We start from the raw sequence: 11,357 nt of genomic DNA, 5'->3' as shown, positions 1-11,357 counted from the left end.
GTCGCGTCAACCGGCGCGGGTGCCGGTGAATTCCGCGGGCGCGAGGGAGGCCAGAAGGAACTCGGCTCCCGGGAGAGCGCGGCATAAGCCGTCCGACCATCGCGCAGGGAAGGCCGAGTGATCGGCACCACCTGTATGCTGCTGTGCGGTTCTTCCTGCGTGTGCATTTCGCGCAGCGGACCGCGGGTGCGTTGTCAGCACCCGGCCTTCCCTGCGCCCTCTTGGCTCAAGAGGGTGGAGTGACCAGGCAAAGCTCGGGCGAATTCAGCCGCGAGAACGCGGAACTGCGTCCGGCATTTGGAATCGAGGCTGATTGGCGAATGGCCAGTGTGGGCTGGGGTGACCGCGGCGCGCCGCCGCATCTGCGTGATGTTGATGCCCGCCGAGCTTTGGCAACCGACGGTTCTGTGATCACCATCACAGGCGCGGCCGCCTTTCCTGTCTATACTGTTGGCTCGGAGGCAGGGTGGCGACCATGCGGAATCGGATTGCACTGGTTTTCAGTTTCGTTTGCTTCACTTCTCTGGCTGTTGCTGATCTTGCGGCCGCAGACGATCGGACCATCTGCGTGCAGCGCGGCCATGAAGACCGCATGGCCGCGTGCTCACGGCTGATCGCAAAGAGCGGCGGGCGCGACGCCGTGGCGTTCGACAATCGCGGTGCCGAATACGGCGACAAGGGCGACTACGATCGCGCCATCTCCGATTTCAGCGAGGCCATCCGCATCGATCCGAAATACGCGCTTGCCTGGCAGCATCGCGGCGCCGCCCTGCTTCGCCGGAACGAGTTGGATCGGGCCATCGCCGACCTGACCGTGTCGATCCGGCTCGATGCAAACAATCTGAACGCCTTGAACGACCGCGGCATGGCCTATGCCGCAGCAGGTGATTCCGAGCGCGCGCTTTCGGATTACAACGCAGCGATCCGCATTAATCCGAGGTTCAAGTTCGCCTACTTCAATCGAGGGCGGCTCTATGCCGGCAAGGGCGACCACACCCGGGCGATCGCCGAATACTCCGAGGTCATTCGCATTGACCCGACCTACGGTTATGCGTTCAACAATCGCGGCCTGTCCTATCGGGACACCGGCCAGTCCGAGCGTGCCGTGGCCGATTTCAGCGAGGCGATCCGGCTTTTGCCGAGGACGACGCTGGCCTACAACAACCGCGGCGACATCTATCTCCTTCAGGGCAGGTACGATCAAGCCCTCGCCGATTTCAATGAGTCGCTGCGCAATGATCCGCAACATCAGAGCGCGCTGGTAAACCGCGGAATGGTGTTTGAGAAGCTGGGCGAGGTCGCAAAGGCCCGCGCCGACTTCAACGCAGCTCTGGCTGCCCCGCAGAAGTACGACAGCGCGAAATGGTCGATGGACAAGGCGCGCGAACGCCTCGCCGCGCTGGACGATACGTCCATCAAGACCGTTCCCGCCACCACCACGTCGGTCATCGCGCTGCCGGGACCGTCAAGTCGAAATGACAGGCGCATCGCGCTCGTGGTCGGAAACTCCGCTTATGAGAATGTCGCAGCGCTCGCCAATCCGGCGCGCGATGCGGCGCTCGTCGCCGAAACGCTCAGGCTCACCGGATTCGAATCCGTCACGCTGCTGACCGATCTGCGCAAGGATGCGTTGACCGCGGCGCTGCGCGACTTTGCAAGGCAGGCGGAAATCGCCGACTGGGCGATGGTGTATTACGCCGGTCACGGCATGGAGGTCGGCGGCGTCAACTATCTGATCCCGATCGACGCGAAGATCGCCTCCGACCGCGACGTCAGCTTCGAAGCCGTGGCGCTGGACCAGGTGTTGAACGCGGCGGAACGCGCCAAGCGGCTGCGCCTCATCGTCCTCGATGCCTGCCGCGACAATCCCTTCGCCAACCGGATGAAGCGCACCATGACGCTGGCGTCGCGTTCGGTGTCGCGCGGCCTTGCGGCGATCGAGCCCGAGGCGGGCACGCTGGTGGTGTATGCCGCCAAGGACGGAGAGATGGCGCTCGACGGAGAGGGCAGGAACAGCCCGTTCGCCACGGCGTTCGTCAACAATATGCGCAAGCCCGGCCTCGAGGTGCGCCGGCTGTTCGACGTCGTGCGTGACGACGTTATGGAGGCGACCAATCGTGCACAAAAACCGTTCAGCTACGGATCGGTCTCGGGCCGGCAGGATTTTTACTTCGTTGCCGGGAAATGAGACGCAAGGCTTTGGCTGTCGCGCCGGCCAAAATTCACGGTATTGAGCCGAATTTCGGAATATCGTACACCCCGCCCATCCCGGCTCATCCTTGCGCGGACGAAAGGCGCTGCTAGGTCGCCTGCAATGAGTGGCGCCTGTCGGAGGCATGTTGCCCCCTGGTCCATCGGCGCAAGGGCCCTGTCCGCGGGTCACGCATCGTGCCCGACAATCGGACTTGCGACATGGTGACATTTTCGGCCGCTCACGCCGGCCACGCCTGTCCACCGCCGTCGATCCGCAACACCTGGCCCGAGACGAAGGCACCCATGGGTCCTGCAAAAAACTCGACCACGCGCGCGACCTCGTCGACGGTGGCGATGCGGTCGAGCGTCCCGGTCTCGACCATCCGGTTGGGGTCGACCGCTCGGGTGCCAAGAAATCGGCCGGTGCGGGTGTCGCCGGGCGCGATGCAATTGACGGCGATGTCGTAGGCACGGAGCTGGTCGGCAAGACAACGCGTGTAATGCGTCACGCCGGCCTTCGCCACCGCATAGATCGAGCCGTTGGTGCGGCCCTTGAAGGCGGCGACCGAGCCGAGCGTGACGATGCGGCCGCGCCGCCGCTCCATCATGCCCTTCGCGACCGCCTGGCAGGTCAGGATGGTCGAGAGCAGGTTCCGCTCCAGCACGGCCCGTATGTCGGCTTCCTTGATGTTCACGGCGTCGTTCGGATCAGGCTTGCCACCCGCAGCCGCGATATCGCCGCCCGCATTGTGCACGAGGATGTCGATCGGCCCGAGAGCGGCCTCGGTTTCGGCAATCACCCGCGAAATTGCGTCGCTGCGGGTGAGATCACCCAGCACGCGCAGGGTGCGCACGCCGAATTCTCGGCTGATCTCCGCGGCAACGGCAGTGAGCGTGGTGCCCTCGCCATATTCGGCCGGTCCGTTCTCGCGCATGCCGTGTATCGCGACGCTGGCACCGAGCGCGGCGAGCTTTTCCGCAAAGGCGCGGCCGAGCCCTCGCCCTGCGCCGGTCACCAGGGCCACCTGCCCAGCCAAAATCCTCGTCCTGTCAGGCGATGCCATGATCCTCTTCCTGCTATGAAATGTCACTCAGCTGCGACATTGAAGCCGATCGCCAGCGCTTGCACCAGGCACATCGGCGCCACCCCCGTGCGGAGCACCGGCTTGGGCATGTCCTGGATCTTGAAGACGGCGCTGGCGCCCTCGATGGCACGCGTTCGCACAGAGACACTGCCGGACGGCGAATTTCATCCGGTTTGGGCATTTAGCTTACCTCTATTTGGCCGCTCCTCGAGTTGGGCGCCGGACGGGCTGGAACTCGTGGGCGTGATGGGGGTTTTGCTTGGCCGGGGCAGCAGTAACGATCGGGGAGAGCACGTGAACCGACGCCAGCTTGTTCAAGGGTCGGCAGTGCTGCCGGCGTTGCTGCTTGCTTCCCGATGCAGTCTGGCCGCCCCTTCGGATGACATGTTCGGGCCGTCCACCGTGAGGGACCTGGCGCGGAGGCTGGCGGGCAAGCCCTACGAGGCGCCCGACGAGAAGCTCCCGGGCGGATTGAAGGACCTGGACTACGATCAGTATCGTTCGATCCGCTTTTTGCCCGAGCGGGCGCTCTGGCGCGGCAAGAATCTTCCGTTCGAAGCGCAGTTTTTCCACCGCGGCTTCTTCTACAAGAACAGAGTGAACATCTTCGAGGTCACGGACGGAAAGGCATCCGAGCTCAAGTACCGCAAGGCGGACTTCTCCTTCGGCGAGAAGGTCCCGCCGTTCGAGGACAGCGATCTCGGGTTCGCGGGCTTCCGCATCCATGCGCCGATGAACCGTCCCGACTATTACGACGAGGTCTGCGTCTTCCTAGGTGCGAGCTATTTCCGCGCCGTGGCCAAGGGGCAGACCTACGGGCTTTCCGCGAGGGGGCTGTCGATCGATACGGGCGAAGCCAAGGGCGAGGAATTTCCGCTCTTCAAGACGTTCTGGCTCGAACGGCCGGCGCCGGGTGCGACCTCGTTGGTGATTCATGCTCTGCTCGACAGCAGGAGCTGCACCGCGAGCTACCGGTTCACCGTGCGCCCCGGGGAGACGACGGTCTTCGACGTCGAGATGTCGGTCTACCCGCGCGTCGAGATGCCGCGCGCCGGTCTCGCGCCCATGACCAGCATGTTCTTCTACGGTCCGAACGACCGCAACGACATCGACGATTTCCGCCCCTCCGTCCACGATTCCGATGGCCTTGCGATCTTCAACGGGAAGGGCGAAAGCCTCTGGCGGCCGCTCAGCAATCCCCGCGATCTCCAGATCAGCACCTTCCAGGATCTCAATCCGCGTGGCTTCGGGCTGATGCAGCGGGAGAGAAACTTCTTCGCCTACCAGGACATCGAATCCAGTTTCGAAAAACGCCCAAGCCTCTGGATGGAGCCGATCGGCGATTGGGGCGAGGGCGGCGTCGTGCTGTTCGAGATCCCGACCAAGGAGGAGATCCACGACAACATTGCCGCATTCTGGCGCCCGAAAAGCCCGCTCCAGGCCAAGGGCGAACACAACTACACCTATCGGCTGCATTGGGGGCCAGATAGCCCGAAGCCGCATTCGCTGGCCAGATTTACGCGAAGCGGGATAGGGGCGAGGGGCGGAGATGCGCGCCTGTTCGTGCTCGATCTGCATGGCGACAACCTCAAGGGCGTCGATCCTGCCGCTGTCAAAGGCGTGGTGTCGGCGGGGAAGTCCGAGGTGAAGAACATCGTCACGCAGCCTAATCCCTACACCGGTGGGTGGCGGCTCAGCTTCCAGTGCCAGGTGAAAAGCGAGCCGATCGAGCTGCGGGCATTTCTGGCAGAAGGCGACAAGCCCTTGTCGGAAATCTGGGTCTACCGATGGGCACCCTGAGCACTGCACCGCGGCCGATTGCCGGCGATATCGCGACCCAGCGCCTGCTGCCGACGGAGGCCCCCCTTCCGATGGCTCCTGGCGACCTCGGAAAAAGCCTGGTACCCGACCGTATTCCTGCGCCGGCTGCCCCCGCAATGGCCTGGCGGCGCGGCCTCATCCTGCTCTCGACGGCGGCGCTCACGGGGGCCGGCGGATATGAGATGTATCGCGTGCTGCAGGTCGGCGGCGTCACCGTCCTTGAAGCCATGGTGCTGGCGCTCTTCCTGGTCTTGCTCGCCTGGGTCGCCTTCTCGTTCGCCTCCGCGCTGGCCGGCTTCTTCGTGCTGCTGGCCCATCGTCCAGGCGCCCTCGCGCCAGAGGCGGAGTTGCCTGCGATCGCAAGCCGCACCGCCATGCTGCTTCCCACCTACAATGAAGATCCGCAACGATTGACGGCGCGGCTTCGCGCGATCATCGAATCCCTGGAGACGACCTCGCAAGGAAAGCTGTTCGACTGGTACGTTCTGAGCGACAGCACCGATCCCGACATCTGGGTCGCCGAGGAAAAAGCGCTCCTCGTGCTGCGACAAGCCGTCGGAACGCCAAGGCTGTACTATCGCCATCGAGCCGACAACACGGCTCGGAAAGCCGGCAACATCTCCGAGTGGATCACGCGGTTTGGCGGCGCCTACGACTTCATGATCGTGCTCGACGCCGACAGTCTCATGAGCGGGCAGACCATCGTCCGGCTGGTCCATGCCATGGAGAGCAATCCGAGCGCCGGCCTCGTCCAGACGCTCCCCATGGTCGTCAACGCGCGAAGCCTGTTCAGCCGGGTCCAGCAATTCGCGGGCCGCCTCTACGGACCGATGATCGCCGCCGGCGTCGCCTGGTGGCACGGCTCGGAAGGTAATTACTGGGGCCACAACGCGATCATCCGGGTGAAGGCGTTCGCGGAATCGGCTGCGCTGCCGCAGTTGCGCGGGCGCAAGCCATTCGGCGGGCACATCCTGAGCCACGATTTCGTCGAGGCTGCGTTGATGCGGCGGGCCGGGTGGGGCATCTACATGTTGCCGACGCTCGGCGGGAGCTACGAAGAGGTGCCGCCTTCGCTGCTCGATTTTGCGGCGCGCGACCGACGCTGGTGTCAGGGCAATCTTCAGCATCTGGCTGTCGTGCCAGCGCGGGGTCTCCACTGGGTATCGCGCGTGCATTTCATGGTGGGCATAGGAGCGTATCTGACGGCGCCGCTGTGGCTGCTGTTCCTGCTGCTGGGAATGCTGATCTCGCTGCAGGCTCGGTTCGTGCGGCCGGAGTATTTTCCGAAGGGTTTCTCATTGTTTCCGACCTGGCCGGCCCAGGATCCCGTGCTCGCCATCTGGGTGTTCGTCGCCACCATGGGTCTGCTGCTGTTGCCGAAGCTGCTCAGCCTGGTCCTCGTTTGGATACGGGGCTCGGTGAGACGCCAGTTCGGCGGCGCGTTGCGTGCTTCGGCCGGAGTTCTCGCAGAGATCATCGTGTCCGCGCTGATGGCGCCGGTGATGATGATCTTTCAGTCGATCGCCGTCGTCGAGATTCTGGCCGGCCGCGATGCCGGCTGGCAGACCCAGAGGCGCGACGACGGCACGGTGGAGCGCCGCGAACTCTATCGGAAGTACGGCATTCCAACCCTGTGCGGCGTTGCGATGGCCGCAAGCGCGTACGCGGTTTCGGTGCCCCTTCTGCTTTGGATGTCGCCGGTCATCGTTGGGCTGCTGTTCGCCGTTCCCATAGGCGCGCTGACCGCCATGCCCGCCTTCGGAAGATTGTTTGTTACTCCCGAAGAACGAGAGCCGCCTTCCGTGCTGCGGCGAGCGAACGAACTCAGCGCGTCGGCAGACGTAGGGGGCAGCCCCGCCTTGGTGGAGCTGCGCCAAGACCCCGCGCTCCTGGCCTTCCACCTCGCGCAGTTGCTGCCTCCTCGCGCCACCAGGCCCGACACGGTCGACGCCAACCTGGCGGTCGGCCGTGCCAAGGTCGATGCAAGCGAAACTTTCGAGGAGGCCGCAGAGCATCTATCCTCGCGAGAAATCTTCTCGATCTTGAACGACGGTCCGGCGCTTTCCAGCGTGTTGCAGAAGCGATGAAGCTGCGGCCTGGATCTGTCCTGCGGCCGTTTGAAGCTTTTCTCGTTGCATAGTCCGGTATTGCTCTCTCCCTTGATGGCCGGCATCCTCGAACCAAGTGCGCGGAAAAGCGCCCCAAAAACGTCCAAGGAAGGAAGCACGCGATGAAGATGATCAAAGGGCCTGCGATATTCCTCGCTCAGTTCGCTGGTGACGCGCCGCCGTTCAATTCGCTCGATGCGATATGCGGATGGGCCGCCTCGCTTGGCTACAAGGGAATTCAGATTCCGAGTTGGGATGGGCGGCTCTTCGACCTGAACAAAGCCTCGGAGTCTCAGACCTATGCCGACGAGGTGAAGGGTGTTGCGGCTCGGCACGGGCTTTCCATCACCGAGCTTTCGACCCATCTGCAAGGCCAGCTCGTCGCCGTTCACCCGGCCTATGATGCGGCGTTCGACGGCTTCGCCGCGCCGGACGTGCGTGGCAATTCCAAGGCCCGCACGGAATGGGCCGCCGATCAGGTCAAGCGCGCCATCCTGGCGTCCCGGCGGCTCGGGCTCAGTGCGCAGGCGACGTTCTCCGGCGCGCTTGCCTGGCCCTATGTCTATCCCTGGCCGCAGCGTCCCGCCGGCCTGATCGAGACCGCCTTCGACGAACTCGCCAGGCGCTGGCGGCCCATCCTCGACTATGCCGACGAGCACGGTGTCGATCTCGCCTATGAGATCCATCCTGGCGAGGACCTCCACGACGGTGTCTCCTACGAAATGTTTCTCAAGCGGGTGAACAATCATCCGCGCGCGAACCTGCTCTACGATCCCTCGCACTTCGTGCTGCAACAGCTCGACTATCTCGACTACATCGACATCTACCACCAGCGCATTAAGGCGTTTCACGTCAAGGACGCCGAATTCAATCCGACCGGTCGCCAGGGCGTCTATGGCGGTTTCCAGAGCTGGGTCGACCGTGCCGGCCGCTTCCGCTCACTCGGCGACGGTCAGGTCGATTTCGGCGCCATTTTCTCCAAGCTCACGCAATACGATTACGACAGCTGGGCGGTGCTCGAGTGGGAGTGTGCCCTGAAACATCCCGAGCAAGGCGCGGCCGAAGGCGCCGAGTTCATCCAAAACCATATCATCCGGGTGACGGAGAAAGCCTTCGACGATTTCGCAGGCGGCGGCGCTGACGCGGCTGCCAACCGCAAGATGCTCGGCATCTCCTAAAAGAGAGGGTGCAACATGGCGATCGAAGCAAGCAATGAAACCGGCGGCCATCGCCGTATCCGCCTCGGCATGGTCGGCGGGGGCCAAGGCGCCTTCATCGGTGCCGTCCACCGCATTGCCGCGCGCATCGACGACCAGTTCGAGCTGGTCGCCGGCGCGCTCGCGTCGGATCCGGTTCGCGCCAAGACGTCCGCAAAGGAGCTCGGTATCGCCGACGACCGGGCCTATGGCTCGTTCGAGGAGATGGCGCGGGCTGAAGCGGCGAGGGCGGATGCCATCGAGGCGGTCGCGATCGCGACGCCCAACCACATGCACCGCCCGGTCGCGAAAGCCTTCCTCGAAGCCGGCATCCACGTCATCTGCGACAAGCCGCTGACGACGACCGTTGCAGAGGCCGAGGAACTGGTGGCGCTGGTCAGGAAGACCGGCAGGATCTTCGTCGTCACGCACAATTACACCGGCTATCCCATGATCCGGCAAGCGCGCGCCATGGTCGCGAATGGCGATCTCGGCGAGATCCGTCTCGTCAAGGTCGAGTATCTGCAGGATTGGCTGACCGAGCCATTGGAAACCACCGGCCAGAAGCAGGCGGCGTGGCGCACCGACCCGTCCCGGTCCGGCGCCGGCGGGTGCATCGGCGACATCGGCACCCATGCTTACAATCTTGCCTGCTTCGTCAGCGGGCTCGAGCTCGACGAGCTGCTCGCGCAATTGTCGACCTTCGTCGAGGGACGGCGGCTCGACGATGATGTCCAGATCCTCCTGAAGTGGAAGGGCGGCGCCAAGGGCATGCTGTGGGCGAGTCAGGTTGCCGTCGGCAACGAGAACGGGCTCACGCTGCGCGTCTACGGCAGCAAAGGCGGCCTCGAATGGGCGCAGGAGAATCCGAACCATCTCTGGTTCACACCCTACGGCAAGCCCAGGCAGCTCCTGACCCGCGGCGGAGCCGGCGCAATGGGCGAGGCCGCCCGCGTTAGCCGCATCCCATCAGGCCACCCTGAGGGCTACCTTGAAGGCTTCGCAACGATCTATGCCGAGGCGGCGCGCGCCATCCGCGCGGCAGCGGCCGGTGAAAAGCCGCATCCCGATGTCGTCTTCCCGACGGTCGAGGATGGCCTCGCCGGCGTGAAGTTGATCGAGGCTGCGGTGAAGTCGTCCGCGGGTAATGGCGTCTGGGTTCGGATGACGTAAGGCGGTCGCGAAGCCGCGGAACCCGTTGTCGACGGATCTGCTCTATATGGATGCAATCATGACCCATGACTTCGCTTTGTCGAGTACCGCCGAGTGAGACAACTCGCACGGCATTCGGTGCGTCACGTCATGCGACAGCTTGCGGCGCCCGGCGTCCGCACGAAAAATGCATCAAATGCGAGCAATTGTGGCGCCTGCAATTTGCATGCTGACTATGGGCTACCTCACACATCTGAAATTTCCGCTCTCACAAATTGCTGACGCGGAGCCAAGGCGAGTTCCATTGCTTTGTCTAACCTAGATTGTATGGTGCCCGTAAGAGCATTCGGTCTGATCGACGATGTGCGGCCAATCGGCGCTGTCCGTGTCCTAGTGATCATGATCATAAGAAGAATGTTCGCCCCTGGATAAGAATGAGGGACAGAAGACAATGACCGAAGGAAAAGGACAATGTCGCTGCTCCAGATCAATCTCTTCGGCGGTGTCGAGGTCGTGTGTGCGACCGGCGAGTCGGTGTTGATCCCCAGTCGCAAGGCTGCAACTCTCCTGGGCTACGTGGCGCTCAGTTCTCCTCGCGCCATTTCGCGCGGCAAGCTCGCGACGCTGTTGTGGGACGGTCATTTCGGCGATCGCGCGCGCGCCAGTCTTCGACAAGCCCTGCTCACGTTGCGGCGTGAGCTGCCGCGATATTCGGATGTGATCCTGGCCGATCGCGATGATATACGCATCTGTCCGAACAGCATCAACACCGATGTCGGGGAATTCGAGCGGCTTTTGACGGGAGGGGATCCCGAACGTCTGGCCCGCGCGGCGGTGCTTTATCGCGGCGACCTTCTCGAGGGCATCGGCTCGACTTCATGCCAATTCGAGGCCTGGCTGTCTGCCGAGCGCCAGCGACTGCGGACCCAGGCGATGCGGGCGCTTGCGGGCCTGCTCGACTCCGGCGGGCGCGAACACATGGATATCGCGATCGCACTCGCGCTACGGATCCTCGCAATCGACCCGTTGCAGGAAGAGATCCATCGCATCTTGATGCGCTGTTACGCGCAGCAAGGCCGCCGGACCGATGCGCTCCGTCAGTACGATCTCTGCCGCTCCGTACTGTGGCGCGAGGTTCGCGCAGCGCCGGAGCGAGAGACGGAACGGCTGCAGCTCGAAATCCGGCACACGTTCCGAGCCGCTGTGAGATCTACTTCACTCAAATTGCCTCGCGATAAGAATTCTGACGCAACTTTCACGCTCGACGTGACGCCTGCATCACGATCCCTGTCGTAGCCTTCAGCCGCTCGCACAATCGTGCGCAGTGATCCCGCCTCCCTGTGTGGGGAGCGCGTGTCGCTCACGGCTCAAGCACTTCATCAGGAGATTTTGAACATGACTGGATTTCAGCAACAGACTGAGGACTACGGCCAATTGGACCCGCAGGGGATCTTCGGCTCGATCCTCGGCGGCGCGGCCGGACGCGTTATCGGCAACCTGCTCGGCGGCAAGAAGGGGAAGCAGATCGGCGGCGCGATCGGCAACATCGGTGGTGGCTTCCTGCCGTTCTCGGCCGGTCCGGACATGCAAGGTACCGTGCAGGTCTCCGACATGGAGTTGCAGGGCTTCTGGAGCGTGCTGAAGAAGATCGGCCAGGGCGTGCAGACCGGCGTGAATGTCGGCAAGCAGCTCGGCGTGTTCAGCGCCCAGCCTGGCCTGGAGCCCGCGGCGGCGCAGGTTTCCGACATGGAGCTGCAGAGCTTCTGGAGCGTGCTGAAGAAGATCGGTCAGGGCGTGCAGAC

Annotated in this window: 8 protein-coding genes and 1 pseudogene; 8 read left to right on the top strand and 1 reads right to left on the bottom strand. The window is 63.6% G+C overall.

The features are described 5' to 3' along the window. Positions 1-239: 239 nt before the first annotated feature. Together XF30_RS38310 and XF30_RS31570 are read left to right on the top strand one after the other, a co-directional pair. Positions 240-614 carry a hypothetical protein gene (locus XF30_RS38310; RefSeq protein ID WP_158284428.1) on the top strand — a complete coding sequence of 125 codons (375 nt, stop codon included), beginning with the start codon at positions 240-242 and terminating at the stop codon, positions 612-614. Further along, positions 593-2,188, top strand: coding sequence for a tetratricopeptide repeat protein (locus XF30_RS31570; protein ID WP_158284427.1), 1,596 nt, complete (start codon positions 593-595; stop codon positions 2,186-2,188). Before XF30_RS38310 ends, XF30_RS31570 begins: the two co-directional genes overlap by 22 nt. Positions 2,189-2,432: 244 nt before the next feature. Here XF30_RS31570 and XF30_RS31565 read toward each other — a convergent pair whose 3' ends face one another. Next, positions 2,433-3,257, bottom strand: coding sequence for an SDR family NAD(P)-dependent oxidoreductase (locus XF30_RS31565; protein ID WP_109144841.1), 825 nt, complete (start codon positions 3,255-3,257; stop codon positions 2,433-2,435). A 315-nt stretch (positions 3,258-3,572) separates the two neighbouring features. On the opposite strand from XF30_RS31565, the gene XF30_RS31560 reads away from it, so the two are divergent. From XF30_RS31560 to XF30_RS38305, 6 genes and pseudogenes are all read left to right on the top strand, one after another. Further along, on the top strand, positions 3,573-5,078 hold the full coding sequence (locus XF30_RS31560; RefSeq protein WP_109144840.1) for a glucan biosynthesis protein G: 1,506 nt from the start codon (positions 3,573-3,575) through the stop codon (positions 5,076-5,078). Continuing rightward, positions 5,066-7,186: a glucans biosynthesis glucosyltransferase MdoH gene (gene mdoH, locus XF30_RS31555; RefSeq protein ID WP_109144839.1), complete on the top strand. Its 2,121-nt coding sequence runs from the start codon at positions 5,066-5,068 to the stop codon at positions 7,184-7,186. The genes XF30_RS31560 and mdoH overlap by 13 nt, the downstream gene beginning before the upstream one ends. Positions 7,187-7,329: 143 nt before the next feature. Then, positions 7,330-8,385 (top strand): sugar phosphate isomerase/epimerase family protein, encoded by a 1,056-nt coding sequence (locus tag XF30_RS31550; protein WP_109144838.1) that lies wholly within the window; start codon positions 7,330-7,332, stop codon positions 8,383-8,385. A gap of 15 nt (positions 8,386-8,400) precedes the next feature. After that, positions 8,401-9,576: a Gfo/Idh/MocA family protein gene (locus tag XF30_RS31545; protein WP_109144837.1), complete on the top strand. Its 1,176-nt coding sequence runs from the start codon at positions 8,401-8,403 to the stop codon at positions 9,574-9,576. A 450-nt stretch (positions 9,577-10,026) separates the two neighbouring features. Next, positions 10,027-10,851, top strand: coding sequence for an AfsR/SARP family transcriptional regulator (locus XF30_RS31540; protein WP_109144836.1), 825 nt, complete (start codon positions 10,027-10,029; stop codon positions 10,849-10,851). A 99-nt stretch (positions 10,852-10,950) separates the two neighbouring features. Continuing rightward, a pseudogene (locus XF30_RS38305) lies at positions 10,951-11,357 on the top strand (hypothetical protein); the annotation flags it as partial.

This window comes from Bradyrhizobium sp. SUTN9-2 (genome assembly GCF_003122645.1).
Lineage (GTDB): Bacteria > Pseudomonadota > Alphaproteobacteria > Rhizobiales > Xanthobacteraceae > Bradyrhizobium > Bradyrhizobium yuanmingense.
This window is presented reverse-complemented; position numbering and strand designations above follow the sequence as displayed.

What these genes read in the sequence shown, in the direction of transcription:
- XF30_RS31540 (WP_109144836.1), top strand. Translation starts at nt 10,027, where the DNA reads ATGTCGCTGCTCCAGATCAATCTCTTCGGCGGTGTCGAGGTCGTGTGT.
- XF30_RS31550 (WP_109144838.1), top strand. Translation starts at nt 7,330, where the DNA reads ATGAAGATGATCAAAGGGCCTGCGATATTCCTCGCTCAGTTCGCTGGT.
- XF30_RS31570 (WP_158284427.1), top strand. Translation starts at nt 593, where the DNA reads ATGGCCGCGTGCTCACGGCTGATCGCAAAGAGCGGCGGGCGCGACGCC.
- mdoH (WP_109144839.1), top strand. Translation starts at nt 5,066, where the DNA reads ATGGGCACCCTGAGCACTGCACCGCGGCCGATTGCCGGCGATATCGCG.
- XF30_RS31565 (WP_109144841.1), bottom strand. Translation starts at nt 3,257, where the DNA reads ATGGCATCGCCTGACAGGACGAGGATTTTGGCTGGGCAGGTGGCCCTG.
- XF30_RS31545 (WP_109144837.1), top strand. Translation starts at nt 8,401, where the DNA reads ATGGCGATCGAAGCAAGCAATGAAACCGGCGGCCATCGCCGTATCCGC.